This is a genomic window from Micromonospora sp. M71_S20 (genome assembly GCF_003664255.1).
GTDB lineage: Bacteria > Actinomycetota > Actinomycetes > Mycobacteriales > Micromonosporaceae > Micromonospora.
This window is the reverse complement of the sequence record NZ_RCCV01000003.1, coordinates 287,017-311,686: the sequence shown is the minus strand read 5'-3', so window position 1 is coordinate 311,686 and position 24,670 is coordinate 287,017. Positions and strand designations below refer to the sequence as shown.

26 protein-coding genes are annotated in these 24,670 nt (G+C 72.4%); 9 read left to right on the top strand and 17 right to left on the bottom strand.

Annotated features, from left to right (window positions below; translation table 11 throughout):
* The first annotated feature begins 29 nt into the window (after positions 1-29).
* Both panB and DER29_RS26645 read left to right on the top strand, forming a co-directional pair.
* On the top strand, positions 30-875 hold the full coding sequence (panB, locus tag DER29_RS26650; protein WP_121400409.1) for a 3-methyl-2-oxobutanoate hydroxymethyltransferase: 846 nt from the start codon (positions 30-32) through the stop codon (positions 873-875).
* A 121-nt stretch (positions 876-996) separates the two neighbouring features.
* Positions 997-1,611, top strand: a complete 615-nt coding sequence (locus tag DER29_RS26645; protein WP_233600175.1) for a hypothetical protein — start codon at positions 997-999, stop codon at positions 1,609-1,611.
* Between the two features lie 21 nt (positions 1,612-1,632).
* On the opposite strand, the gene npdG is transcribed toward DER29_RS26645, so the two are convergent.
* The gene (npdG, locus tag DER29_RS26640; protein ID WP_121400408.1) at positions 1,633-2,331 is read right to left on the bottom strand and encodes an NADPH-dependent F420 reductase; all 699 of its coding nucleotides are present in this window, start codon (positions 2,329-2,331) and stop codon (positions 1,633-1,635) included.
* A gap of 213 nt (positions 2,332-2,544) precedes the next feature.
* Positions 2,545-3,978 carry an RNB domain-containing ribonuclease gene (locus DER29_RS26635; RefSeq protein ID WP_121400407.1) on the bottom strand — a complete coding sequence of 478 codons (1,434 nt, stop codon included), beginning with the start codon at positions 3,976-3,978 and terminating at the stop codon, positions 2,545-2,547.
* A 153-nt stretch (positions 3,979-4,131) separates the two neighbouring features.
* Between DER29_RS26635 and DER29_RS36125 the strand changes: the two genes are divergently transcribed.
* The 5 genes from DER29_RS36125 to DER29_RS26605 all read left to right on the top strand — a co-directional run bounded on the left by DER29_RS36125 (position 4,132) and on the right by DER29_RS26605 (position 8,634).
* On the top strand, positions 4,132-5,112 hold the full coding sequence (locus DER29_RS36125; RefSeq protein ID WP_199729560.1) for a hypothetical protein: 981 nt from the start codon (positions 4,132-4,134) through the stop codon (positions 5,110-5,112).
* A gap of 300 nt (positions 5,113-5,412) precedes the next feature.
* Positions 5,413-5,856 carry a hypothetical protein gene (locus DER29_RS26620; RefSeq protein WP_148710110.1) on the top strand — a complete coding sequence of 148 codons (444 nt, stop codon included), beginning with the start codon at positions 5,413-5,415 and terminating at the stop codon, positions 5,854-5,856.
* 133 nt (positions 5,857-5,989) lie between these two features.
* Entirely contained in the window at positions 5,990-7,261 is a 1,272-nt protein-coding gene (locus DER29_RS26615) for a M48 family metallopeptidase (protein WP_199729559.1), read from the top strand.
* 43 nt (positions 7,262-7,304) lie between these two features.
* The gene (locus DER29_RS26610) at positions 7,305-7,802 is read left to right on the top strand and encodes an NUDIX domain-containing protein (protein ID WP_121400405.1); all 498 of its coding nucleotides are present in this window, start codon (positions 7,305-7,307) and stop codon (positions 7,800-7,802) included.
* Complete coding sequence (locus tag DER29_RS26605) at positions 7,795-8,634, top strand: nucleotidyltransferase domain-containing protein (protein ID WP_121400404.1); 840 nt, start codon at positions 7,795-7,797, stop codon at positions 8,632-8,634. The genes DER29_RS26610 and DER29_RS26605 overlap by 8 nt, the downstream gene beginning before the upstream one ends.
* A 69-nt stretch (positions 8,635-8,703) precedes the next feature.
* Here DER29_RS26605 and DER29_RS26600 read toward each other — a convergent pair whose 3' ends face one another.
* The 10 genes from DER29_RS26600 to DER29_RS26560 all read right to left on the bottom strand — a co-directional run bounded on the left by DER29_RS26600 (position 8,704) and on the right by DER29_RS26560 (position 17,591).
* Complete coding sequence (locus DER29_RS26600; RefSeq protein WP_233600174.1) at positions 8,704-9,678, bottom strand: hypothetical protein; 975 nt, start codon at positions 9,676-9,678, stop codon at positions 8,704-8,706.
* Positions 9,672-10,004, bottom strand: a complete 333-nt coding sequence (locus DER29_RS26595; protein ID WP_121400403.1) for a PadR family transcriptional regulator — start codon at positions 10,002-10,004, stop codon at positions 9,672-9,674. Before DER29_RS26595 ends, DER29_RS26600 begins: the two co-directional genes overlap by 7 nt.
* A gap of 65 nt (positions 10,005-10,069) precedes the next feature.
* The gene (locus DER29_RS26590; protein WP_121400402.1) at positions 10,070-10,936 is read right to left on the bottom strand and encodes an AraC family transcriptional regulator; all 867 of its coding nucleotides are present in this window, start codon (positions 10,934-10,936) and stop codon (positions 10,070-10,072) included.
* Positions 10,937-11,045: 109 nt separating this feature from the next.
* Positions 11,046-13,124, bottom strand: coding sequence for a glycogen debranching N-terminal domain-containing protein (locus DER29_RS26585; protein ID WP_121400894.1), 2,079 nt, complete (start codon positions 13,122-13,124; stop codon positions 11,046-11,048).
* Positions 13,125-13,137: 13 nt separating this feature from the next.
* On the bottom strand, positions 13,138-13,500 hold the full coding sequence (locus DER29_RS26580; protein WP_121400401.1) for an SCP2 sterol-binding domain-containing protein: 363 nt from the start codon (positions 13,498-13,500) through the stop codon (positions 13,138-13,140).
* A 151-nt stretch (positions 13,501-13,651) separates the two neighbouring features.
* Positions 13,652-14,113 carry a hypothetical protein gene (locus DER29_RS26575; protein WP_121400400.1) on the bottom strand — a complete coding sequence of 154 codons (462 nt, stop codon included), beginning with the start codon at positions 14,111-14,113 and terminating at the stop codon, positions 13,652-13,654.
* Between the two features lie 9 nt (positions 14,114-14,122).
* Positions 14,123-14,854, bottom strand: a complete 732-nt coding sequence (locus DER29_RS26570) for a phosphotransferase (RefSeq protein WP_121400399.1) — start codon at positions 14,852-14,854, stop codon at positions 14,123-14,125.
* Between the two features lie 156 nt (positions 14,855-15,010).
* Complete coding sequence (locus DER29_RS35590; protein WP_233600173.1) at positions 15,011-15,286, bottom strand: hypothetical protein; 276 nt, start codon at positions 15,284-15,286, stop codon at positions 15,011-15,013.
* The gene (locus tag DER29_RS26565) at positions 15,287-15,901 is read right to left on the bottom strand and encodes a sulfotransferase domain-containing protein (RefSeq protein WP_233600172.1); all 615 of its coding nucleotides are present in this window, start codon (positions 15,899-15,901) and stop codon (positions 15,287-15,289) included.
* A 559-nt stretch (positions 15,902-16,460) separates the two neighbouring features.
* On the bottom strand, positions 16,461-17,591 hold the full coding sequence (locus tag DER29_RS26560) for an NAD(P)/FAD-dependent oxidoreductase (RefSeq protein ID WP_233600171.1): 1,131 nt from the start codon (positions 17,589-17,591) through the stop codon (positions 16,461-16,463).
* Between the two features lie 24 nt (positions 17,592-17,615).
* Here DER29_RS26560 and DER29_RS26555 point away from each other — a divergent pair, with 24 nt between their 5' ends.
* Positions 17,616-18,341, top strand: coding sequence for a TetR/AcrR family transcriptional regulator (locus DER29_RS26555; protein WP_233600170.1), 726 nt, complete (start codon positions 17,616-17,618; stop codon positions 18,339-18,341).
* 601 nt (positions 18,342-18,942) lie between these two features.
* Complete coding sequence (locus DER29_RS26550) at positions 18,943-19,164, top strand: hypothetical protein (RefSeq protein ID WP_121400398.1); 222 nt, start codon at positions 18,943-18,945, stop codon at positions 19,162-19,164.
* 374 nt (positions 19,165-19,538) lie between these two features.
* Here the strand turns inward: DER29_RS26550 and DER29_RS26545 are convergent, their stop codons facing one another.
* From DER29_RS26545 to DER29_RS26525, 5 genes are all read right to left on the bottom strand, one after another.
* Positions 19,539-20,741, bottom strand: a complete 1,203-nt coding sequence (locus DER29_RS26545; RefSeq protein WP_121400397.1) for a site-specific integrase — start codon at positions 20,739-20,741, stop codon at positions 19,539-19,541.
* Complete coding sequence (locus DER29_RS26540) at positions 20,742-20,915, bottom strand: helix-turn-helix domain-containing protein (protein WP_121400396.1); 174 nt, start codon at positions 20,913-20,915, stop codon at positions 20,742-20,744.
* A complete protein-coding gene (locus tag DER29_RS26535; protein ID WP_121400395.1) occupies positions 20,908-22,218 on the bottom strand; it encodes a replication initiator in 1,311 nt (436 codons plus the stop codon). Before DER29_RS26535 ends, DER29_RS26540 begins: the two co-directional genes overlap by 8 nt.
* 150 nt (positions 22,219-22,368) lie before the next feature.
* A complete protein-coding gene (locus tag DER29_RS26530) occupies positions 22,369-23,331 on the bottom strand; it encodes a hypothetical protein (RefSeq protein WP_121400394.1) in 963 nt (320 codons plus the stop codon).
* 5 nt (positions 23,332-23,336) lie between these two features.
* A complete protein-coding gene (locus tag DER29_RS26525; RefSeq protein ID WP_121400393.1) occupies positions 23,337-24,425 on the bottom strand; it encodes an FtsK/SpoIIIE domain-containing protein in 1,089 nt (362 codons plus the stop codon).
* Positions 24,426-24,670: the final 245 nt, after the last annotated feature.

The window sequence follows — 24,670 nt, the reverse complement described above, 5'->3', positions numbered from 1 at the left end:
CGCACGCGGCCTCGAGGAAGGAGAGAGTCATGGTGGAGTCCACCCCGCCCGAGGTGACCGCCCTCTACGGCGGCCCGGCCACCCGGCGGGTACGCACCCGCGACCTGGTCGCCGCCAAGGAGCGCGGCGAGCGGTGGCCGATGCTCACCTCGTACGACCAGTACACGGCCTCGATCTTCGACCAGGCCGGCATCCCGGTGCTGCTGGTCGGCGACTCGGCCGCGAACAACGTCTTCGGCTACGAGACGACGGTGCCGGTGACCGCCGAGGAGCTGCTCCCGCTGGTCCGCGCGGTGGTCCGGGCGACCCGGCACGCGCTGGTCGTCGGCGACCTGCCGTTCGGCTCCTACGAGGAGGGCCCGACGCAGGCGCTGCGCACCGCCGTGCGGTTCATGAAGGAGGGTGGCTGCCACGCGGTGAAGCTGGAGGGCGGCCGGCGCTGCGCGGCGCAGATCGCCGCGATCACCGGCGCCGGAATCCCGGTGATGGCGCACATCGGCTTCACCCCGCAGAGCGAGCACGCCATCGGCGGCTACCGGGTGCAGGGGCGCGGCGACGCGGCCGACGACGTGATCGCCGACGCCCGTGCGGTGGCCGAGGCGGGCGCGTTCGCCGTGGTGCTGGAGATGGTGCCGGGGCAGGTGGCCAAGCGGATCACGGCGGAGCTGCCGATCCCGACCGTGGGCATCGGCGCCGGCGCGGACACCGACGCCCAGGTGCTCGTCTGGCAGGACATGGCCGGTCTGCGTACCGGCCGGGCCCCGCGCTTCGTGAAGCGCTACGCCGACCTGGCGGGTGCCCTGACCGACGCGACCCGGCGGTTCGCCGACGAGGTCCGGGGCGGCGACTTCCCCGCCGCCGAGCACACCTTCTGACACCGGCCGGCCGACTTCCGCCCGGACGCCGCGGGACCGGCGTCCGGGTGGGAGGGGCGGTACGCGGCACCGGCGCCCACCGCCCCTCCCACCCGCCTGCCTCGTGGCCCACAATCGTCCGGTGTTCGACTTCGGCATCCCCGGCTACCAGCCGACCTGGTTGCACGCGCGGCCCGACATCGAGACGGCGCACGGCGCCCGGCTCGCCGCGCTGGTCGGCCGTACGCTCACCCGCGTCTGGCTGGTCTGGGACCTGGACGAGGACGAGTGGTTCGCGGACTGTCCGGTGCTGCTGGACTTCGCCGGCGAGCAGGTGGAGGTCAACCACCAGAAGTTCGATGATCTCTCGATCACCTGGAACTCGGTCTCCCCGGGCGGCCCGGTCGCCTGGCCCGCCTCCGACGACTTCCGGCTGGCCTGGCGTGCCGAGCCGCTGCCCGGGTTGGCCGCCCTGCCGGGCCGCCGGTTGCGCGAGGTCGCGCTGTTGGAGTGGCGGGGCGCGACGGGCGACCTGGCCAACGGCAGCCTCGCACTCGGCTTCGCGTTCGCCGACACCGATCTGGTCGTCTACAACGGCCTCGACGAGAACGCCCTCACCGTCGGTCCTCCGGACCCCCGCTACCGCCGCCACCCGCTGAGACGCGCGAACAGGCCGTTGGCTCCTGTCCCACCAGGCGGGGCTGCCGATCTTGGCAGGAACAGGCCCCTGGAGGGGCCGTTTCCCACCAAGATCTGAAGCGACGGACGCGGCCCGCCGTCAGAGGTCGGTGACGCGGATGCCCGCGTGCGCCTTGTAGCGCTTGTTGATGGCGATCAGGTTGGCGGTGAACGCCTCGATCTGGTGGGCGTTGCGCAGCCGGCCGGCGTAGATGCCGCGCATGCCGGGGATCCGCGCGGCGAGCGCGGCGACCACGCCCACCACTTCGCGGTCCTCGGTGCAGATCAGCACGTCGAGGTCGATCCGGTCGATCTCCGGGTCGGCCAGCAGCGGCGCGCTGACGTGGTTGAACGCGGCGCAGACCCGGGAGTCGGGCAGCAGCGCGGCGGCCTGCTGCACGGCGCTGCCCTCGGCGACCGTGAGCGCGTACGGGCCCTGCTTGTCGAAGCCCAGCGGGTTGACGCAGTCGACGACGATCTTGCCGGCGAGCGGCTCGGCGAGCGCGGCGACGGTGGCGGCGTGCCCGTCCCACGGCACCGCGATGATCACCACGTCGCTGCTCCGGGCCACCTCCTCGTTGTCGGCGCCGGTCACCCGGGCTTCGGCGGGCACGCCGGGCAGGGCCGAGATCTCCTCGGCGGACTGCGCGGCCCGCTCGGCGGATCGGGACCCGATCAGCACGGTCTGGCCCGCCCGGGCGAACCGGTAGGCGAGTCCCCGCCCCTGGTCGCCGGTGCCGCCGATGATGCCGACGGTCAGCCCGGACACGTCGGGCAGCGTGCTCGCGTCGTAAGCCATGCCGCCATCCTCGCAAACCGTGCGGCCCGCCAGCACCGGTGGGCGCTGTGACAATCCCCGCTGCACACGCCGCCGCCCGGCCCAACATGGCACGGCGGCACGGGCGCCGCAGGGCGGGAGCGCGGCGCGGCGGCACCGGCCGGCGGGACGGAAGCGTGGCGCGGCAGGACGGGAGCCCGGAACGACGGGGCGGGAGCGCGGCGGGACGGAGCGTCAGGCCAGTTCGAATGCCACCGTGCGGGCGACCGGGTCGGCGGTGACCAGCCGGACCCGCACCCGCTCGCCCAGCGGCAGTTCGCCGAGGCAGCGGGCGCGCACCGGCGGGTCGTCCAGCGCCACGGTGCCGCCGGGCCGCCGGCCCGGGCGGGCCTTCCCGTCCGGGGCCGCGTCGACGTCCAGCACCGCCGCGTCGAAGGTCTCCCCCACCCGGTGCTGGAGCAGCACCGCCTCGGCCAGCTCGATCGCGCCCCGGGTGGCCGCCGAGGCGGTCCGGTCGGTCGTGGCCATCACCTCGGGCAGCCGGGGCAGCGCCGCGCGGACCCAGTCGGGCACCGCCCGGCCCTCGTGCAGCGCCAGGCAGACCTCCGTGGCGTAGCGGTCGGCCAGTCGCCGCAGCGGCGCGGTGACGTGGGCGTACGCGGCCGCGACCCCGCCGTGCTCCCGCTGCTCGGGCGGCGCGCCGTCGAAGGCCGTGTACGCGGCGCCCCGCATCAGCTCGGCGGCCTGGTCGACGAAGGCGGCGGCCCGGGGCTGCGACGGGTCCAGCCCGGCGATCACCTCGCCGGCGCCGGCCCCGTCCGGCCAGTGCACGCCCAGCGGGGCGGCGGCGGCCCGCAGCCGCGTCACCGCCTCGGACTTCGGCGCCGGCATCGTACGCAGCAGGCCGATGCCCCCGGCGAGCATGAGGTCGGCGGCGGCCATCCCGGTCAGCAGCGAGATCTGGGCGTTGTGCTCCTCCATCGGCACCGGCCCGCGCAGCACCAGCCGCCAGCCGTCCCCCTCCGCCTCCACGTCCTGCTCGGGCAGCGGCAGGTTGATCGCTCCCCGGCGCAGACCGCGCGCGGTGAGCCGGGCCCCGATCTCGGGCAGCAGGGCGATCGGGTCGGGCAGCCGGCCGGCGTCGGCGGCCGCCTGGACCCCGACGTAGTCCAGCTTGGCCCGGCTGCGCACCAGCGCGCGCTCCAGCGTGACCCCGACGGTGTCGCCGTCGGCGTCCAGGTCGATCGTCCACACCACGGCGGCCCGGTCGACGTCCGGCAGGAGGCTGGCCGCGCCCTCGCTGAGGGTCTCGGGGTGCAACGGCACGGTGCCGTCGGGCAGGTAGACGGTCTGTCCGCGCCGCCAGGTCTCCTCCTCCAGCGCGCCGCCGGGGCGGACGTGCGCGGCGACGTCGGCGATCGCGTACGACACCCGGTAGCCGCCGCCGGGGCGGCGGGCGAGGTGCATCGCCTGGTCGAGGTCGCGCGAGGTGGCGGGGTCGACGGTGACGAACGGGATGTCGGTGCGGTCCGCGGCGGGCCGGGGCGGCGCGGCCGCCGCGGCGTCGGCCTCGCGCTGCGCCGCGGCCGGGAACCCCTCGGGCAGTCCCAGTTCGCGGCGCAGCGCGCCGAAGTCGATGCGGGGTGCGAGTACGCGTCGGATCACCACGGGGTCAATCCTGACAGTGTGGCGGATGATCCGCTTCCCGGCGAGCGCCGTTCACCGCGTCGCGGTCAGCCGGTCGCCCTGCGCGCGTTCGCCCGCACGCCACGGGGAGCGGTGGCCCGGGCAGCGGTCGTCGGGGCGGGCGCCTTGCGGGCGGTGACCTTCTTGGCAGGCGCCTTGGCGACGGTCGTCTTCTTCGCCGGGGCCTGCTTCGCCGCCGCCTTGCGGGTGGTGGCCGAGGAGGTCGCGGTGGCCTTTCTGGCGGGGGCCTTCGTCGCGGCGGCCTTGCGGGCGCCGCCGGTGGGCCGGGTCGCGGCCGTCTTCCTGGCCGGCGTCGTCTTCTTGGCGGTCGCCTTCTTCGCCGGGGCCTTCGCCGCCGTCGTGGTCTTCCTCGCCGCCGAGGTGGTGGTCTTCCTCGCCGCCGTCGTGGTCTTCTTCGCCGCCGAGGTCACCTTGCGGGCGGGGGCGGTTCCGCCAGCGGGGGCCTTCTTCGCCGGCGCGGTCGCCTTCCTCGCCGTGGTGGCGGCCTTCGTCGCCGCCTGCCGGGCGGGTGTCTTCGCCGAGGTCGCCTTCTTCGCCGCCGTGCTCCTGGTCGCCGCCGTCGTCCGCTTCGCCGCGGCGGGAGCCTTCTTCGCGGCGGTGGCGGTCGTCTTCTTCGCCGCGGCCGTCGTCTTCTTCGCCGCGGCGGCGACCCCGGTCGCCGCCTTCTTCGCGGGGGCCTTCTTCGCGGGCGCCTTGGCTGCGGGGGCCTTCTTCGCGGGGGCCTTGGCGGCGGTGGTCTTCTTCGCCGGGGCCCGTCCCGCGCCGCCCGTCGCCTTCTTGGCCGGTGCCTTCTTCGCCGCCGTGGTCGTGGCGGACGGGCGCGCGGTCCGCGTACCACCCGCGGTCCGCTCCGCCGCGGCGGTCTTCCTGGCGGTCGTACGTCTGGCGGCCGGGCGGGTGGTGGCCTGCTGTGCTTCGGCCATCTCGGTTCCCTTCCTGGGGACGTGCTCTCGCCCTCGCGGAGCACCAAGTACCTCGGCGCGGGCCATCCCGCGCCGCCTATCTGTCCTCCCCGGCCCAGCGGGCGTCCTCGGCCTCCCACGCGTCGTTGCGCTCCCGCACCGTCTGCAGGGCGTTCTCCGCGTCGGCGGCTGAGGCGTACGGCCCCAGAACGTGCCTGGCGGGGCACACGTCGGCGTCGGTCTCGACCCGGTGGTGCCGGGTGCACCAGTAGAAGTGCCCACCGCTTCCGCTGTCGCTCATGGGATCACTGTGCACCGCGAACCACCCGGCCGCCACCGGAACACCACAAGTCGCCGACGTTCTCCACAGTAGACGTGCTCCCGCCGTCAGGGGCTGGAACTGCGAAAACAGGGCCGGTCGGGTGCGCGGTGCCCACCCCGCCGGCCCGCGACGGGGCAGCCGCGGGGCGGGCCCGTGCCGCACAATCGCCCCGTGCGACACGGGGGTGGGACATCGGTGTGGCTGCGGCGCGTACTGACGGTGGCGGTGCCGGCGATCGGGCTGGCGGTGGTCGGGACGGCCATCGGGCTGCCGCTGCTGCGGGACCGGTCGCAGCAGCGGCTGGAGCAACGGGCCGAGCGGGAGGTGACCGCCACCGCACAACTCGCCCGCGCGCGGTTGCTCGCCGACCCGACGGCCGGGGAGTCGACGCTGCGGCAGGCCGCCGACGCGGTGGACGGGGTCGAGGTGCTGACCGTACGCAGCGACGGGCCCCGCGCGGAGGCGACCGTCCGGCTGGTCTTCCGCGTCCGGGTCGCCAAGACGGCGGCGTCCGTCTTCGGTTGGCAGCGGGCCGACTCGGCGGCGTGCTTCGCGCTGGCCGTGCCCGCCGACGCCGGCCCGGTCGCCCTCGAACGGCTGTCGTGCCCCGACTGACCCGATGCGACAGGGCCGGGCCGCACACCGCACGGCCCCGCACGGCAACCGACAGCCGTCGCACCCGCGTCCGGTGGGCATCGGCTGAACGGCCGGTTCCGGCGGGCGGCAGCCGTGGGCAGGATCGGGCGTCGTGATCGACACGATGTCCGGTACGGACTGCCCGGCGTGCGGGTCCGGCACGGTGTCGCTGGGCGACGCCGCGCCCTGGTGCCCCGACTGCGAGTGGAACCTCGACGCGTACGACGACCGCCGGCGGCGCCCCGAGTTCGGCTGGGCCTGGGTGGACAGGTGGACCTACCGGCTCGCGTTCCGGATGACCCGCGGCCAGTACGTCCGACTCGTCGGGCGACCGCTCGACGCGAACGGACGGGGGCGCGCCGGGCTGCTGACCGCCGCCGCGTCGCTGGTGCTGATCGGCGGCGTGGGCGCGCTCGCGGTCACCGGCATCTGGCTGATCGTGGCGTTCCCGTTCCCGAACCTGGCGGTCCTGCCCGGCGTCGCGCTGCTCGGCCTGGCCGTGGCGCTGCGGCCCCGGTTCGGCCGGCTCGACCCGGACCTGGAGGTCGTCACCCGGGAGCGGGCACCGCAGCTGCACGCCCTGATCGACGAGGTGGCGGCGGCGGTGGGCGCGCCCGTGCCGGACGTCGTCGGGGTGGACGGCGACCTGAACGCGTACGCGGGTCTGGTCGGGGTACGCCGGCGGCGGGTGCTCTGCCTGGGCCTGCCGTACTTCGGCGTGCTCGGCCCGCAGGAGCGGGTGGCGCTGCTCGGCCACGAGTTGGGCCACTTCGTCAACGGCGACCCCCGGCGGATGCTGCTCAGCCAGCCCGCCTTCACCATGCTCGGTTCGGCGGCGGACCTGGTCCGCCCGGTGGACACCGTCTCCGCCGTCGGTTTGGTGGAGATGGTCGGCGAGGCGCTGGGCAAGGCGTTCGGCTGGGTGCTGTCCCGGCTGCTGTTCGGCGCGCACCTGGTCCTGCTCAGCGTCGCGCTGCGGGACAGCCAGCGCGCCGAGTACCTGGCCGACGAACTGTCGGCCCGGGTGGCCGGGTCGGTCGGCGCGACCGGCCTGCTGGACGTCGCGCTGGCGAGCGGGTCGACGGCACTCGCCGTACGCCGGGAGGCGCGGGCCGGGCACGGCGCGGACCGTTGGCGGGCGGCGGCGGCCGAGGCCCGGTCGGCGGCGGCCGACCGGCTGCCGCGGCTGCGTCAGCTCTCCGTCCGCGACGAGGCATCGCTCTTCTCCAGCCACCCGCCCACCGGCCTGCGGCGGCGGATGCTGGAGAGCCGGCCCGCGCGCGACGCGGCGGTGGTGCTCACCGAGGAGCGGATGGCCCGCATCGACGCCGAGTTGGCCAGGGAGTACGCCCGGGTGGCCCGGGAGATCAGCCTGTCGGGGTGACGCGGGGCGATCCGCCGGACGAGGGGCGGGTTAAGGTCGCCGGATGGGCGTTCCGGACCACATCCTGCGGCTGCGCGAGCGCGTCGGCCACGACCTGCTCCAGCTACCGAGCGTGAGCGCGGTGGTGCGCAACGACGCCGGCGAGTTGCTGCTCGGCAGGCGCGCCGACGACGGGCGCTGGTCGGTGGTCAGCGGCATCGTCGAGCCGGGCGAGCAGCCGGCCACGGCGGTGGTCCGCGAGGTGCGGGAGGAGACGGGCCTGGAGGTCGAGCCGGTCCGCCTGAGCAGCGTCGTGTCGCACCCGCACACCTACCCCAACGGCGACCGCTGCGAGTTCTTCAACCTCGGCTTCCACTGCCGGCTGGTCGCCGGCACCGCCCGGGTCAACGACGACGAGTCTGTGGCGGTGGAGTGGTTCCCGCCGGACCGGCTGCCCGCGCTCGACCGGCACGCCCGGTTGACCGTCGCGCACGCCCTCGACACCGGGGCGAGCGCGTGGTTCCTGCCCGCCGGGACGGCCTGGGCCGAGTCCGATGACTGACCTCGACCCGCCCCTGCGCCGCTACCTCGCCGATCTGGTCGCCGCCGCCCGCGACGTCCTCGGCGACGACCTCGTCGGGGCGTACGCGGCCGGCTCGGTCGGGCTGGGCGCGTACCAGCCGGGACGCAGCGACGTCGACGTGGCGCTGGTCTGCGCCGACGCCCTCGACCTCGGTCGCAGGCAGGAGCTGGTGGCGCGGCTGCGGCACGAGGCGCTGCCGTGCCCCGCGCGCGGGCTGGAGCTGGTCGTGTACCGCCGGGAGGTCGCCCGCTCCGGCACGCCGGAACCGGGGTTCGAGGTCGAGCTGAACACCGGGGCGCGGATGCCGTTCCGGGCGACGTGGGCCGCCGCCGACCGGCCTGCCGAGGACGGCCTGTTCTGGTACGGCCTGGACCGCAGCATCCTGCACCAGTGCGGGTACGCCCTGCTCGGGCCGCCGGCCGCCGAGGCCTTCGCCGACCTCTCGCCCGCCGACCTGCGCCGCCTGCTGACCGACGCGCTGCGCTGGTGGCTGGCCCTGCCGACCCCGCCCGGCGACGGTCCCGCCCCCGGGGCCGAGGACGCGGTGCTCGGCGCCTGCCGCTCCCTGGTCAAGGTCCGCCACGGCGTCTGGCTGGCGAAGGTCGACGCCGGCCGCCGGCTGCTCGCCGGCGGCGGCCGGCCGGTCGACGCGACCGACGGCGACGCGGCTGCCGACCCGACCGGCGGCGCGACCGCCGACCTGATCGAACGGTCGATCGCGGCGCGGGCTGGCGGGCCGCCACCGAGCGGTCCCGAGGCCCGCGCCTTCCAACGCGGCGTGCTGGACGAGATCCGCGCGGCGGCGGTGTGACCTGCGGCCCGGGCCGGGCCGGGCTTGGCAGCGGCCGGCCGCGACCGGTCGCCCCGCCTCGCGGTCGGGTCAGGACGGACGGACGACCGGTTCGGGGACGGCGTGGTCGGCGGCCGGCTCCGGCCCGCCTCGGGCGACGCGGATCGCCCAGGCCAGCGCGTAGGGAGTGCAGGCGAGGTAGAGCAGGGGCTCCAGGAGGACCGCGTCGGTGATCAGGAAGATCTCCTGTTCGATCGGTCCGGGCAGACCGAGCGCCGAGTCGGTGTAGCAGGCGAGGAGCCACAGCGGCGCGAAGGTGGGGTCCACGCCCTGCGGCACCCCGTCGACGACGGTCCCCGTGCCCACCGGAACGTGGCTCAACACGGCGACGACCGTCGCCAGGTCGGCCACGACGATCGCGCCGAGCACGCCGACGCACCACGCGAGCCGAACCCGGCCGCGCCCGGCCAGCCTGGTCGTCACCCGTAGGACCAGGGCCAGCCCGGCGAGCCAGAGCACCAGCCCGGGCGCGACGCGGGCCAGCGCGTCGGCGTCCTCGATCACGGCTCGCCCGGCCGCCGCGAGGGTCAGCGCGACGGGGACCACGATGCCGACGGACACGCGCCAGCCTCCGGCGGGCGCGCCGCCGCGAGCCAGCCGTTCCGCGCACACGGCCAGCCCCACCGCTCCGCCGAGGGTCAGTACGGTGGCGATCGGCAGTTGCAGGTCGAACGCCCACCCGACCCGCCAGCTCAGCCACTCGACCACGACGTTCATCGCGAACAGGCTGACGAGGACCACCCCCACGCAAGCCGACGGGGCGAGCAGCAGCGGAAGGGTCGTCCGGAGCAGTCGGCGGGCGATCGGCGCGCGGTCGGGGGCGTCGACGCCGGAGCGGCGTACGGCCAGGCTGGCGGCGAAGCGCAACATCCGCACCCGCTGTCCCCGCTCGGCGAGGACCTGCAGCTCGGCGGCCCACTCCTGGCCGAGGTCGGCGCGAAGCTCGATCGGCCAGCGGCGCCGTGCGACCGCGAGCAGCATCGCGGCCACGCGACGGCTCACCATGCCGGCGCCCCGGTGGGCTCGATGCCGCCCCTGGACGGGCGGGGGTCGGGGGCCAGGGCCCGCAGCTCGGCCAGTGCGCGCCGGGCGGCGGCCACCCCCTCCACCGTCAGCCGGTAGTAGCGCCGCGCCGGCCGGCCCACGCTGGACGGGTCGACCGCCTCCCACTCGGCGGTGAGCCACCCGGCCGACCGGAGCCGGTGCAGCACCGGGTAGAGGGTGCCGCTGGGCAGGCCCGTCATGGCGATCAGGTCCAGGCCGTAGCGCTCGACGTCCGGTTCGGCCAGCAGCGCGGCGAGCACCCGCGCGACCGGGATGGTGATGCGCACGGCCGGACTATATCGAAAATCTACATAGGTGGGGGCCCTGCCGGTCTCCGACAGGGCCCCCGGTGTCAGTCGGTGACGGGCTCGACCGGGATCCAGAGTTCGGCGTCCGCCTGCGTGCCGTCCGCCGACAGCCGGGTACGCGAGATCTCCGGTCCCGGCCGGCTGCGGTACGGGTTGGACGGGAACCACTGGGTGAACACGTCCCGCCACAGGTACTGCACCGCCTGCGGGAACGCCCCCGAGGTCTCGAAGACCGCCCAGGCGCCCGCCGGCACGGGCAGCGCGTCCAGGTCCTCCGGCGCGTCCGCGCCCGTCACCACGCCGTACCAGTAGTCCAGTTCGGTGCCCTCCGCGCGGCTGTCGGCCACGTCGGCGCTGACGTTGACGACGCCCTGCGGCTCCTGGTCGGACAGGGCCTCGATCCGGCGTACCGTCTCCGGCGGGATGCCCTTGACGAAGGCGACGATCGCCGGGTTCATCCCCTCGTGCACCAGCGGCACCCGGGCCTTGCGACCCACCAGCTGGAACCCGTCCTTGTGCACGATCCGGTATCGCATGCTGCTGCTCCCTTCGACGACGAGTCGGAAGGACATCCGGGGCTGGGACTGCAACGCCGCCCCCGTACGCCGGGCCTCGCCGGGGCCCACGCCGTGCACGGCGTGGAACGCCCGGGCGAACGCCTCGGTGGAGCCGTAGCCGTAGCGAACCGCGACGTCGAGCAGCGTCCGCTCCCCCGCGAGCACCTCCGCGCCCGCGACCGTGAGCCGCCGCCGCCGGATGTACTCGGACAGGCCGACGCCCGCCAGCGCGGAGAAGATCCGACGGAAGTGGTACTCCGACGTCACCGCGATCCGCGCCAGTTCGGCCACCTCGATCTGTTGGTCGAGGTGCCGCTCGATGTGCTCCATGGCCTGGTTGAGCCGCTCCAGCACCCGGTTCTCCTTCCCGTTCCGAACAGCAACGCTAGGCGCGCGGGAGGTTGGCGCACCCGACATGCTGTGCCCGGATCGGTCGCCCCGGTTGCGGCACGGGCATCATGGCTCAGGAAAGACCCGGATCGGGCCCGCCGCCGTTGGTTCGTGGCTGGTCGAAGCGGTGCCGGGCGAACGCGTCCACCCTGCCCCAGCGGCCCGGGATGTCCAGCAGTGCGAGCCGGTCGAAACCGGGCGGCAGCGCCGGGGCCACGGCGAGATGGTCCTCGTGCGGCTCGATGCCGAGCATGATCCGGATGAGCAGCAGGGACGCTCCGCTTGACCACGCCTGCGGGCTGCCGGCGGTGGGGTACCGGACCGGGTACCGCGTGGTGTGGCGGTCGAATCCGCCGAAGGCTTCGGGCAGCCGGCCCTGGAAGTAGGTGGCGGCGTCGATGACGCCCTCGGCGATGCGTCCCGCCTCGTCGGCGAATCCGTAGCGGCGCAGACCCCAGGCGATGAACGAGTTGTCGAAGGGCCAGACGGTGCCGCGGTGGTATCCGAGCGGGTTGTAGCGGCCCTGCCCCTCGGCGAGGGTCCGCACTCCCCAGCCGGAGAAGAGCGCCGGCCCCATCAGGTGCTCGGCGACCCGCGCCGCCCGCTCCGGCGGCACGATGCCGCTCCACAGCAGGTGCCCGATGTTGGAGGAGAGGCTGTCGACGGGAGTGCCGTCGCCGTCGAGGGCGAGCGCGTAGTAACCCCGGTCGTCGAGCCAGAAGTCCCGGTTGAAGCGGTCGTACAGCGCCGCCGCCTCGCTCTCCAGCCGGTCCGCGTAGGCCGGGTCGTTCCAGAACGTACGGGCCAGCCGCGCCGCCCGCTTCTTGGCGTCGTAGGCGTAGCCCTGTGCCTCGCAGGTGGCCCTGGGGAAGCCCGGCAGCCGGCCGTCGGCGTAGGAGATGCTGTCCCAGGAGTCCTTCCAGCACTGGTTCTCCAGGCCGGTGAGCCGGTTGCGCCGCTCGTACCAGAGGTAACCGGTGGACGTCAGGTCGGCGTACTGGTCGATCCACGCCAGGGCCGCCCGGGCCTCCTGCTCCAGCTCCATCACCAGCGCCGTGTCGCCGCTCCACCGTTCGTACTCGTCGAGCAGCACCACGAACAGCGGCGAGGCGTCTACGGTGCCGTAGTACGGCGAGTGGGGCTGCTCCTCGAACGCGGCCGACTCGCCGTAGCGCAGTTCGTGCAGGATCCGGCCGGGGTCCTCCTCCAGGACGTTGTCGGTCCGGGCGCCCTGCAACGAGGCGAGGATCCGCAGCGTCGGCGGGGTCAGCGACGGGGTGAAGGGCAGGGTCTGCAGGCAGGTCAACAGGCTGTCCCGACCGAACAGGGTCATGAACCAGGGCAGCCCCGCCGCCGGTACGGCCGCGCCGCCGAGCGAGAGCGGGGCGAAGCGCAGCGCCGCCAGGTCCACCAGGCTGCGGTGGTACACCTGTTGCAGTGCGCTGCTGTCGGTGTCCAGCTTCGGGGCCTCCGCGAGCCACTCCCGCACGCTCGTCGGCAGGGTGGCGGGGTCCGGGCGCAGCGCGCGCACCGCGGCACGGAGGTCGACACCGTCCGGACGCAGCGCCCGCATGACCACCCGCAGCTCCGTCGACCAGCGGGCGCCGGGCGGCAGCCGGAGCGTGAAGCGAACGCCGCCCTCGTCGAAGTCGGCGGGCTCACTGGCCGAGACGGACACCTCGCGCTGGAACGTGCCGCGCCGGTAGCCCAGACGCAACTCGTCCGGACCCACGTGGAGGTAGTGGCTGCCGGCCTTCTGGCGGACGTCGAACTTGATGTCGAAGATGTCGGCGAAGTCGGCCGCCACCTCCAGCCGCACGTCGAGGTCCATCTCCTTCTCGCCGTAGTTGAACAGCGTCAGCGACTCGGTCAGGTCCGGTCCGATCCGCCGCCGCCGGATCGCCGACACGTCGGCCTCCACGTAGTCGGTCTGCCCGCCCGGCACCACGAAGAACGCCGCCTCGTAGTACTGGCTGTCGTCCACCGACAGGGCGGTCAGCCGCTCGCCGTTGACGGTGAGCACCCATCGGGACAGGAAACGCGAATCGGCGGCGAACAAGCCGACCGGGGTCGCGGGTGACGACTCCACGTCACCGCTGGAATCCGAGACTATGAAGGTGCTGCCGTCGATGCACGACACGGTGCCCGGGATGTCCTTCACCGGGTCACTCCCCGCGACCGGAGACGGCCTGCTGCCGTGAGGCGGGGGGCACCGGGAACAGCCGCCCGATCCGCATCGCCAACGCGAGGTTCCCGTCGACCATGATCTCCCCCCGGGCGATCCCGGCCAGGCCGTTCATCTCACCCCGCGACATCGCCTCCGCGACGTCGGCGGTGACCGTGATGACCGTTTCCGCCGGACCGTCGCTCTGCGTCACCCGGAGGCGTCCATGATCGATGTCCAGTAGCCACTGCTCCATCCGGTCCCCCTCCCGGATGTCGAACCGGACTGTGCCACGGACCTTGCACAACCGCGGATCGTGACCGACATCCGCCAACTGCTCGAAGAAGGCACTGGTCGCCGTCATACGACCTCCCCGCCACTTGTCAGGAGCGCTCGCCGACTACCCGTCGTACGAGGGCACTAACGCTCCCACCGGTGTCGTGCCGGCGGCGTCGTGGATCTCGCGCCGCGCTCCACCCGTCGGCACGGACGCCCTCGCCAGCGGGGGTGAGGGCTCAGCGGCGGCCGCACCAGGCGCGGGCCGGCGGGGTACGGACCAGGATCCCGCTGACCAACAGCGCCAGCACCGCCAGCAGCCCGCCCGTCGTCGCCGCGACGAAGGCCGGGTCGACCGGGGGCGTGATCAGCGACCCGAGGCGCGGCCCGTAGAGCAGCATGATGCCGGCCCCGACCAGGAACGCGACCGCGACCGTCGCGGCGAACCCGTGCACCACCCGCCACGCCGTCGGGCCGCCGTGCCAGAGCCCCCGGAGCACGGCTGCGGCCCCCGCCGTGCAACAGGCCAGGGCGAGCCAGTTTCCCGCGCCGCCGACCTCGCCGAGCAACGCGACGGCCACGACGATGGTGTACGCCCACCAGAGCGCGAGCAGCACCATGCTGATGACGATGCTGGGCGGCCGCCGCATCGGCTCCCGACCGGCGGGCGGCGGGCCGGGTTCCGACGGCTCATCGGTCATCGCCGGATCCTATGCGCCCGGACGGGCAGCGCCTCTCGGCTGCCGGCTCCAGCAGCGACCGGTGATGAGGGCGGCAGCGGCGTCGAGCCGCTCCCGCTCGCCGCTGGTGAGCGCCGGGTCGTCGCGCCGCATCGCCACGGCCTGGTCCAGCGTGGTCAGCACGCGGCCGCCGACGCGGTCGACGAAGGCGGCCAGCAGCGTTGCGGCCGGCGACGCCAGCGGATGCGCCTCCTCGACGGCCACCTGGGCGATGATGATCGCGGAGAGCGCGACATCGAGGTCCGCCGGTCCCTCGGTGGCGTTGCGCCAGTCGATGACGACCGGCCCCCGTGACGTCAGCATGACGTTCTCCGGGTGCAGGTCCAGGTGCAGGATCCGGTCGTCCTCGCCTTGACCGAGCCGGGGCGGCAGCGCGTGGAGCCGACGGTGCAGATCCGCCAGGCAGGTGGCCGTTTCCGTGGCGTCGAGCTCACCGGCGAGGAATGCCGACAGCATGGTGGGCCCGTCCAGTCTTTCCATGACGAGATCGGCTCCCCGCGCCTGGTACACCCTGGGCACCGGGAAACCGTGACTCGCCACGTGGGCCATGACTGCGGCCTCTGCCGCCACGTCTCCACCTTCCCGGTAGCGGCGAAGGACGCGTCGGTCGTCGATGACGAAGACGTCGGCGTCTCGGCCCGACGCCAGAGGGGTCGGATGTTCGCAGCGGTCAGCCACCCCGGCCGGCCTCGTGTCACGCATCAACCGACGTTACGACGCAATGCTTATGCCTGCTGCCCGTCGCGGCGGTTCTGCTCCGCGGATCGCGGAAGCGGCCCGGAAGCCGAGCGCCATCGAGGTCCGGGCTTCCGACTGCCGCACCGGGCCAAGCCCCGCACCGGCCAGCCAGCCCTCGGGTTAACGTTCCCGGTGCAGCCAGGCCAACAGGTCCGGTGGGGCCATCTCGGCCGCGCGCCGGTGGTAATGGCTGAGTTCGTCGGTGCTCAACAGTGCTCGTCCCGCACCCGACCGGCCCCTTCGGAAGAAGGCCTGATGGTCTTTGAGCACCCCCATGGCATCGGGCACCAGGGCCTGGGACCGCTCGCGCATCGCGCCGAACGTGGCGGCCTCCACCAGTGTCGCCCACCGCTCGGCTGGCACCTCGACACCCAGCCACGCGGCGATCCGCCGCATCTATCCACCCAGGTCGGCCAGGAGATCGTCGTAGTGCACCAGCAGCACGTTCGGCTCCTCCCGGCGTCGCCAGGCATCAGTCAGATGCCAGAGCACACCGGGCAGCGAGTCCAACGCCTCCTGCGGATCGCTGTCACGCTCGGTCCACCGCACCAACCAGGAACGCAGGGGAAGCCGTGCCGGCGGTGCATCGCCGGACTGCGGTTCGCCGGTGATCTGACGCAGTCGTTCCCGGTCGATGTTCTCGCCCTGGTGGTACAACGACACCGCCATGTCCAACGGATGCCGCGCCACCACGATGTACGACACGTGCGGCTCGATCGGCACCCCGTCCAGCGGCGTGTGCGTCTTGATGAAACGCCGATGCTCCTGGGCGGCGAGATGGTCGTACACCTGCCGCTGCGGAGCGGTCAGCCAGTCGAGCCAGGGGGACAACTGCGCCAACGGCGCCGGCAGGTCGGCGGTCTGGAAGATCAGCAGCGCGCAGATCATCTGCATCCAGGTGGTGCCGCTCTTCGATCGGGTGCTGATGACGATGTCGCCGCGCCGGAACGGGAAAGCGAGCCACCTGCCGCTGTCCTCCTCCGGGGATCGATAACGCACCGGGGTCGCCATCCGAGCGAGCCTAGAGGCCGGACGCACCTGCCCGCTTCCTCATTTCCGGGGGCCGCGCTGCGCGCCTCGGTCTCCGAACCGGAGGGCCTCCGCGGCTTCTTTGAAGATCATGTCGCGCATCGGGTGTGTGACACCTCGAGGAGGCCAAGACAGGAAGTTCACGCTCGCGAGAGAGTTGCCGTCGCAACACGACCTCGTCCAGCGGTTCAACGTCGCCCGCGGGCGATCAAGGCCGCCCTACGAGAGTTGCGAGACGAGCGCCTGATCGTCACCCGCCAGGGCAGCGGCACCTCCGACCGCGCCAAACGGAACGCACGGCCTGGTGCAGGGCAGGGCCCTCAGTCGCGAACTACAGGTAGGCGAGGCAGACAGCGCGCAGGGTCTGTCCGGGCTCGGGCGCGGCCTGCCGCGCGGCGCAGGTGGGCGGCGAGTTCGCTGAATCCGTCCAGGGCCTGGCCGGGCCACGGTTGTAGGTCAATTGACAGATAGCGGATGAGCGAGCTCCGACCCTCCACGGCAGGAGCGTCTACAAGGGCGTGGCCGACTGCGTTGCGCGTTGTCAATCCGCGGGTGCCGGCTCGGTGGACCGTGGCGTAAAGAAGCGGATGATGTCGTCGGCCGCGGTGGGGGACAGCATCATTGCCTGGACTCGCGCGGACATTTCGGCGATGGGGTGGATTCTGGTGAACATTGCCTCCTCGTACGCCTGGATCGCCGAGTCCGGGCCGGCGGGGTTGGCGGCGAGTTCGCCGGCGAGTTCGGCAGCGTCGAGCATGGCCTGATTGGCACCCTCGCCAACCGGTGGCATGAGGTGCGCGGCATCACCGATGAGGGTGACGCCCGCCTGGTGTGCCCAACGTGTGCCGATGGGCAGCACCTCGATCCTCCGAGGCGTCGGCGCGCTGTCGCCGGCTTCGATGAGTGCGGTGAGATTCGAGTCCCAGCCGTCGAACATGTCCAGCAGAGCGCGCTTGCTGCGGTAGGTGTCCAGGTGCCGATCGTCCGCGCGGAGGGAGATGCCGACTCGGATGCCGCCATCGCCGAGGCGTTGCGCGGCAAGGATCTGGTTCACGCCGATGCACCACAGGTTCCCGGGGCCGACCAACTCGGCGAGATCCGGGTGGCGCCGGTCGGCATCGCTGATGCTCAGCTCCACCAACGTGGCCACGTAGGACAGTTTCGCGTCGGTGAGCAGCGGCCGGACGACCGAGCGCGCGCCGTCCGCGCCGATGAGGACGTCGCAGTCGGCACGGCGGCCACCGTCGAACGTCAGCCCGAAGCCTCCGTCGGGTCGCGGCGCCGCCGCGACGAGCCGGTGCTGCCAGGCCACCGTGTCACCGGGGAGCGAATCGAGCAGAAGATCGCGCAGTGCGGCGCGGTCGATCTCGGGGCGTCCGGAGAATGAGCCGGGTTGTGGCGTGTGGTGCACGAGGGTGCGTCCGGCCGGGTCGAGGATGCGATGTTCCTCGCCCTCCGGCCGCGCCTCGGACCGGAACCGGCCGGCGAGGCCCGCCTGGGCCAGGGCCCGCTGCCCGGACTCCGGGTGCAGGTCGAGCGATCCGCCCTGCGATCGCACGGATCGGATCGGATCGCGTTCGTACACCACCGCGTCGATGCCGTGCCGGTACAGGATTCGAGCCAGTGTCAGGCCGCCCAGACCACCGCCGGCGATCGCGATCCGCATCATCATCTCCGTTACCGTACGCTGTACCTCATGGATACGCCGTACGGTAGCGCGCCATTGCCCGTCTGGGAACGGCCCGAGCCTCAGCCGCGAGCGGCGCCGGTGCCGCTGAGCCGCGCAAAGATCGCCGCCACGGCTATCCGGCTCGCCGACGCACACGGTCTCGACGGCCTGTCGGTTCGCAAGATCGCCAAAGAGCTCGGTGTCGGTCCGATGCGGCTCTACGACTACGTGACCAACAGATCCGAACTGCTCGACCTGATGGTCGACGCCGTGTATGCCCAGATCGCCGAGGCCGGTCAGCACTCCGAGTGGCGCGCCACGGTACTGGCCATCGTCCACCGGACCCGCGCAGCCGCTCTTGAGCATGAGTGGTTCGCCGACCTGCTCGGCGCAAGGCCGCACCTGGGACCTCATGCGCTCGCCGTGGGCGAGTCGACCGCAGCGGCGCTCAGCCGGGCCCATGGCGTACGCGGCATCGACGACCTCCAGCGGGCCATGGGCGCCCTCAACGCGTTCGTCATCGGGGCGCTCCGCAGCGAGGTCACCGAACGACGCACCGCCCGTTCCACTGGCACCGACGTGTCCGCCTGGCAGGCCGCCCTCGGGCCCTACCTGACACGCATGCTCGAAACAGGTCGCTACCCCACCATCGCCCGGCTCGTCGTCGACGGCGCCCATCTCAACGCCGAGGAGACCTTCCAGCACAACCTGATCACCACCCTGGACGGCATCACCAGCCATTTCCAGACGTGACCACCTGCTCCGAGTCCAGCCATCCGCTGAAAGCAGCGTGCTGGACACGGGCCAGGCCCGGTTTGGTGCCCGAGTCAACTCAGACGTGGCGGCTCTACTGCGATTCTGGATGCCCCGGTGTTGCTTCAGGGCTGCTCGTGGTTCTGCGCGGATGATCGCATCTCACGCGCGTACCTGACCCGCGTCCTATGCGCCGAGACCAGGGCAACGGTAGATAGCAGATTGCGAGTGCACCCACAGCCAGGCGATGTGGCCATCCCACCTAGCCCGGAGAGCCACGAGTGGACGAACGAGCTTTTCCGGACAGACCCGCCGGCCGAGGGCCTCCAGCCCGGCGACCACTGCCGCGTCGGGATACCGCCGACCCTGGTGCACGTCACGGAGGTCCAGGACTTCGACCCGCCGCTGGAGACAGGACGACTCCCACGGCCGCGTACCTACGTCGTGGTCCTCCGCGAGGGCCAGTCGCAGGATCCGACGCGCGAAGAGCGGGGGTACGAGATCGACCCGACGACGACATCCCGATCCAGATCGACCTCATCTTCCGCCCCTACTCATTCCTTCATCCCGGTGACGAGCTGGTCGACCAGCACGAGCGGGCATGGAGCTTCAACGGCCCCTGGACTGGTACGCGTTCGACCGGGGCGAGCCCAGCACCCCTGCCTGGCCTCTGACCCTCCTGACACGTGGCAGCACCGTCGGCCCGAACGCCGCTGCTGTGGTCAGCCAGGCGACCAGCGAGGGCTCGCACGAACAGGAACTCGCACAGTGGAAGGCACTGGCCAAAGCCGAGCCGACACGGCGCATGACAGAACTCGGATGATCGCAAGCAAGCGGCCCGCCCTCTCGCTCTGATCACGTCAAGCATCTGGTGGGAATCAGGTGTAAAGCAACAGCCCTACCGCCGCCGGCAACGCGCCAGAGCCCCATCACGTCCGTCCCGGGAGCCTTCACGGTGGGACAGCGCGCGCCAGGACGAGGGCACCCCCGCTCAGGCCGCCTCCAGGCCGTCAACCAGCCACCCGACGATGACCGAAGTCAACCAACGGCGCCAACAAGACCAGCTCAGAACCTTGATCGAGGCTCTGAGCTGGTGGGTGACGGACGAGTCGACCTGTACGCCGGATTATGACGGTGAGACATCCGCTGACCTGGGGCGGAGCCTGGCGACAACCGCTGTAGGCCGTCGCCAGGCCGTCAGGGCTTCTCTCCCGACGCGAAGAGGTTGTCGATCGCGTTCCGGGTGCGTTCCTCGCTGGCCGGCATCAGGTGTGTGTAGACCCGGAGCGTGAAGCCGGGGTCGGCGTGGCCGAGGTACGACGCGAGGGCCTTGATGCTCTCCCCCGCGTCGAGCAGCGACGAGGCGTAGAAGTGGCGAAGCGCGTGCATCCCGGTGGCCCGGGTCGGCGTGATGCCGGCCGCCACGACAGCCGGTCGCCAGCTCTTGTCGTCGAAGGTGCGCCGGTTGATCGCACCCCGCCGGGTAGTGGTGAACAGCAGCGGCACCGTGGCCCGTTCGTCGCTGGCCGGGTTCTCCCACGGCAGGGTGAGCTTCATCGGGGCGAAGTCGTCGACGTGCTGCCGCAGGACCAGGGCGACGGAATCAGGCAGCGGCACCCGGCGGTCACGATCGTTCTTGGGTAGCCCGAAGACCAGCCGGGACCGGACGAGCTTGACCTGACGCGAGACGTGCACCCAGCCCGCTTCGAAGTCGATGTCGTCGACGCCGAGCCCCAGGATCTCCCCCTGACGCAGCCCGCATCCGGCGCCCAGGTCGACCATCGGCCGATACCGCTCAGCGAGGCCACCGCGGATTGCCGAAACCTGGTCATACCGCCACGGCACCACCCGACGCTGAACCGGTCGCGGCGGCTTCACCGACTTTGCCGAACACGGATTCTTCGCGATCCGTTCGTCGTCGACTGCCGCGCCGAGGATGGTCCGAAGGTGCGCGAACACGACGGCCCGGGTCGCCGGAGCCAGCTTCCCGACCATCGCGGCATCCCACTCCCGAACGTGGCCCGGTTTGATCGCCGCCAGCTGCTTAGACCCGAAGAACGGCAGCAGGTGCTTCCGTACCCGGAACTCCGTGCTCTCCCGGGTCGACTCGTCGAACGAGCGCGTCCGGAGCCAGGTTTCGGCGTACTCCATGAAGGTCATCCGCCCGGCAACCGGGTCGACGTAAGAGCCCCGGAGCTTGTCCGTCTCGGTCGAGACAAGGAACGCCTCAGCGTCCCGCTTGGCCCGGTCGGGAAACGACTTGCTGCGCTCCCGGCCGTCCGGTGCGATGTACCGGACCCGGTAGCGGTGGCCCGTACCGAACAGCTCCGACTTGACCCGCTCGGTCCGCCCGGTGGGGTGCCGGATGGTCTTGTACCAGCGATCTTCGATGTGTGCCATCTATGCCGCCGCCTGAGCTTTGAACCAGGCCCGCACGTCGGCCGCGTCGTACCGCAGGTACTTCCCCACTCGGGCAGCCGGCGGACCGTAGTTGACCTTCCGCCAGCGGTAGACGGTCGCCACTGGGACCCGCAGGAACTGAGCCACGTCCTCCACCGACCAGACCTCAGCCATCGGAATCCCCTCCCCTTTCTGGTGCGTGCTTCTTCCGTGCGGCGCGGATGCGGTCACCGATGGCTTCGGCGAGTTCGAGTTGCTCGCGGGAGTCGTAGCCGATGCCGAGGATGTGCCAGTCGTTGACGACCAGGACCTCGGCATCGGCGGGTAGGCCCGCTTCGGTGAGCGCGGTCTGAAGCTGGTGCGCGCGGCGCTCAGCGCGCAGGTTCTTGAAGGTCGTGCTGTAGATGCGGGACTTGGTGAGGAAGTGGCCCCGGAAGCCGAGCATGTGCGCCCAGTGGCGCAGCTTGAGATCGGCGTACTGGTCGAGGCCGCCGAGGTCCCACGCGGTTTGGATCATGGCTCGGTGATGGCCGGACACCCGCAGTTGATCGATGTGCCCCTGTGAGCGGATGCGCCGGTCTCCGGTCTCGGTCGCGCCGGTGCCCTTGGTGGCGTACTTGGCGATGTAGCCGGCAAGCCGGGTGTCGTTGACCACCTGGTCGCCGTCGTCGTCGCCGTTGAGGACGTCGATGTCGGTGGCGGTGATGTCCTTGACGTCGACCTGTTTTCCCCACCGCAGGGGAAGGGTGGTCCCGTCGGGTCGGGCGGTGTCCAGCTCGACGGAGGAAGCCGCGGAACGGACCGCGTCGGCCAGGACGTCAGGGGTGAGCCAGGCAGGGGGTGACGAGTCCGGGCCGGATGGGCCGTCCGCACGGATGACCGCGTGGAAGTGGACCAGGCCCCGGCCCTGATACTCGGCGACCTTGGCGTAGGAGATCCGCAGGTGTGCCCCGGATGCGCGGACGGTGAGCCCGCCAGCGGCGGCGACGGCCCGGCGTAGGGCGATGGTGAACCGGTGCCAGAGTTGGCCGCTGTGCGCCTGCCACAGCACCGCGCCCGTGTAGTCGTAGGCGCCCGAATCGATCGGGCTGCCCAGCAGTCGATGCCCTTCCGGGTGCCAGCGCCCGCAAGAGCAGGGCCGCTTGCCGGGCCGGTTGTGCACCGCGCCGAAGGACGGGGCGGTGAGGGTGACGAAGAGCCGGGTCGATCGGGCCACGGTGTCGGGCACGCCCTTGCCGCCGTTCATGCCCGCGTGGATGAGGTGCCAGGCGTCGGCGGCGTACCGGTCGGCGCAGGTGGGGCAGACGGCGGCGCGGCGGGTGCCGCAGGAGGCCCACACCCGGCCGTATCGGGATGCGATCAGGTCACCGGTGCCGAGGTGCCGGACTTCCCACTTGCCGGTGAGCCGGACAGGCTGGAGGCAGCCCTTGACGCTCTCGACGCCGGCCCGCCATTCCTTGTAGGCCGGCGAGCGCATCCACCGGGTGAGCGCAGCCTCAGCGTCGTAGCCGTGCGCCGGTCGAGGTGCGTGCGGTGGTGATGGCATGGAATCCCTCCAGAGACAGGCCCGCCGTGCCCCGAGGTGTGGAGCACGGCGGGCCGGAGCGAGTGAGAGAAGAGGCGCGAGTCAGTGCGCGTAGCCGTTGGCGGTGACCGGGGTAAGCCGGTCGACGACCCGCGCCGCGATCGGCAGCGGCAGCCGGGTGGCGCGTTGGACGTCGACGGCCGTGACCGGGTCGGTGGAGTCCGCGACGAGCTGCCGGATCTGCGCTTGCATGCCGGCCGGGATGCCCAGCCCATCCAGCTCGACAGCCGGAGCCGGGACCGGTGCCGGGGTCTGCTCCGGTACGGCCTGGGTGATCGGGTTGGAGGAGATCACGGCCTCCGGCATCACCGAGACGGCCACGCGCTCGACCGGGGTGATCGGTGGCGGAACCACGGACGCGGAGACGGCCGGAGCTTCCACCGGAGGAGTCGGGGTCTCAACCGCGACGGCCGGGACCTGGTCGACGGTGTCGGTCGCGCTGGCCTCAGGCTTGGTGAGCGTGATCGCGCGGCGTGCCTGGGTGCAGCGTGCTTGCACGATGGGCATGACTTCGGCCAGGAAGAACACCAGGACCGGCACCATGATGTGCGCCGCGAGCATGCCCGCGCTGATGCCGCCTTCCCGAGGCCACAGCGCCGGAACGACGTTCATGACGAGGGTCGAGCCGAGGAGGAACCGTTTCAGCCAGTCGACGGCCCCGGAGTCGATGTCGATGCCGCGTGCGATCATCGCGGCTTCCCACCGGAGCACGGTGATGAGGATGCCGACGAGGCACGGTTCGACGCCCCAGCAGCCCCACCAGACCGGGTCGGCCGGGGTGAGGTGCCCGGCGAGGAAGTCCTGAACGCCGGTGGTGGTGAACACCGACCCGACCGCCAGGAAGATCCACAGCGAGCGGGTCACGGACACCCGGAGCCGTTCGATGTCCACGATGTCAAGCGCGGCGTCCTGCTCCAGGTCGTGAAGCTGCCGCGCCACATCCAGACGCTTACTGAGCCGGCGGACCGGACGAGGCAGCCGAGCCGGTTTGTCGTCGCGCCCCATGTCGCTCACCGCTTCCCCGCCGTGGCCAGTTCCGAGACCGGCCAGCCGGCGACCCGGACGAGGTCGGCAATGTCGGTGTCGTCGCAGTAGGCGGCCCTGACCCGCACCGGGGTACGGGAACGCTGCTTGACGACGAAGCCGATGCCGGCCGTGCTCGGGTGGTTGGGGATCTCGTCGGCCAGCGCACCCCGGCGCCGCATGTCCTCACCGAGGACCATGTCGACGTGTCCGGCCGAGGTGGTCCGCAGGCAAACCCGCAGGGAGAACAGGTCACGCTGTGGGATGACGTCCTTGGTGGGTTCCTGAAGCGCGCCGATCACGCTGCCGCCCAGCGCCCGAGCCTGCGACAGGATCAGCGGCAACGCCGCCTGTGCGCCCTTGGTGAGGGACCGGTCGCCGTACCCGGTCACCGCGCCCAGCTCGTCGACGACCAGGACGTCAAGCGGAGTCTCCCGCGACATGGTGAAGGTCCGCTGGCCCTGCTCCGCAAGAACCTTCTTGCGTGCCTGCATCGTGGCCCAGAAGCCCTGGATGACCTCCACGATGTCGCCGTCGGATTCGGCGTACCGGTGCGACACCGGCTGGAGGGCGTTGAGTTCGGTGCCCTTGGGGTTGACCACGTGCACGCGCACCAGGCCGTCACGGATCAGCGGAGCGCACGCCCGCAGCGCCATCCAGGTCACCGAGTTCTTCCCCGAGCCGGTGGCCCCGCCGATCAGCCAGTGTTGCCCGATCAGCGGCGCGTACCAGTCGGTGCCGTGCTCGGTCTCGCCCAGGTACACCCGCGACAGGTCGACCGCCTCGGAGTCAGCCAGCAGGTCCGGCGGGATGATCGCCTCGGTGAACGGCTCCGACCGCTGCACGACCAGCGCGATGACCTGGGGACGCACCCGCTCGACGCCGACCCGCTCAGCCCGCAACGCCACGGCAAGAGCGTCAGCGGCTTCCTCCCACATCGTCGGCGTCTGCCCGAGCAGCAGCCGCACGTAGACCGTCTCAGTGGACGGGGAGTGCGACCGCACCCGAATGATCCGAGGATGGTTGATCACGCCGGTCGTCCGGTGGACGGTCACCAGGTTGCACGCTTCCGTCACTCGACCCCACCACGGGCCGAGGTAGGCCCGCGACAGCCACCGCCGACGCACAGCCCGCAGCCGAGGAGCGGCCCACCGGGACCACGAGTCCGGGTGACCGCGGTACCAGCCCACACCGGCCGCCACCGCACCCGCGACCACACCACCGGTCGCCGCCGGCCCGAACTCGACCAGGGAGGCAGCCGCAGCGGCCGGAGTCGCTACGAACCCCGGGTGCCGAGCAGCCCAACCCGCCACACGCCATT

Excerpts from the sequence above, each read along its gene's own strand:
- DER29_RS26555 (WP_233600170.1), top strand. The coding sequence starts at position 17,616 with ATGGATACGCCGTACGGTAGCGCGCCATTGCCCGTCTGGGAACGGCCC.
- DER29_RS26560 (WP_233600171.1), bottom strand. The coding sequence starts at position 17,591 with ATGATGATGCGGATCGCGATCGCCGGCGGTGGTCTGGGCGGCCTGACA.
- DER29_RS26530 (WP_121400394.1), bottom strand. The coding sequence starts at position 23,331 with ATGGGGCGCGACGACAAACCGGCTCGGCTGCCTCGTCCGGTCCGCCGG.
- DER29_RS26605 (WP_121400404.1), top strand. The coding sequence starts at position 7,795 with ATGACTGACCTCGACCCGCCCCTGCGCCGCTACCTCGCCGATCTGGTC.
- DER29_RS26580 (WP_121400401.1), bottom strand. The coding sequence starts at position 13,500 with ATGACGGCGACCAGTGCCTTCTTCGAGCAGTTGGCGGATGTCGGTCAC.
- DER29_RS26565 (WP_233600172.1), bottom strand. The coding sequence starts at position 15,901 with ATGGCGACCCCGGTGCGTTATCGATCCCCGGAGGAGGACAGCGGCAGG.
- DER29_RS26610 (WP_121400405.1), top strand. The coding sequence starts at position 7,305 with ATGGGCGTTCCGGACCACATCCTGCGGCTGCGCGAGCGCGTCGGCCAC.
- DER29_RS26535 (WP_121400395.1), bottom strand. The coding sequence starts at position 22,218 with ATGCGCTCGCCGGCCTACAAGGAATGGCGGGCCGGCGTCGAGAGCGTC.
- panB (WP_121400409.1), top strand. The coding sequence starts at position 30 with ATGGTGGAGTCCACCCCGCCCGAGGTGACCGCCCTCTACGGCGGCCCG.
- DER29_RS35590 (WP_233600173.1), bottom strand. The coding sequence starts at position 15,286 with ATGCGGCGGATCGCCGCGTGGCTGGGTGTCGAGGTGCCAGCCGAGCGG.
- npdG (WP_121400408.1), bottom strand. The coding sequence starts at position 2,331 with ATGGCTTACGACGCGAGCACGCTGCCCGACGTGTCCGGGCTGACCGTC.
- DER29_RS26550 (WP_121400398.1), top strand. The coding sequence starts at position 18,943 with ATGGAGCTTCAACGGCCCCTGGACTGGTACGCGTTCGACCGGGGCGAG.
- DER29_RS26575 (WP_121400400.1), bottom strand. The coding sequence starts at position 14,113 with ATGACCGATGAGCCGTCGGAACCCGGCCCGCCGCCCGCCGGTCGGGAG.
- DER29_RS26545 (WP_121400397.1), bottom strand. The coding sequence starts at position 20,741 with ATGGCACACATCGAAGATCGCTGGTACAAGACCATCCGGCACCCCACC.
- DER29_RS26540 (WP_121400396.1), bottom strand. The coding sequence starts at position 20,915 with ATGGCTGAGGTCTGGTCGGTGGAGGACGTGGCTCAGTTCCTGCGGGTC.
- DER29_RS26570 (WP_121400399.1), bottom strand. The coding sequence starts at position 14,854 with ATGCGTGACACGAGGCCGGCCGGGGTGGCTGACCGCTGCGAACATCCG.
- DER29_RS26600 (WP_233600174.1), bottom strand. The coding sequence starts at position 9,678 with ATGGTGAGCCGTCGCGTGGCCGCGATGCTGCTCGCGGTCGCACGGCGC.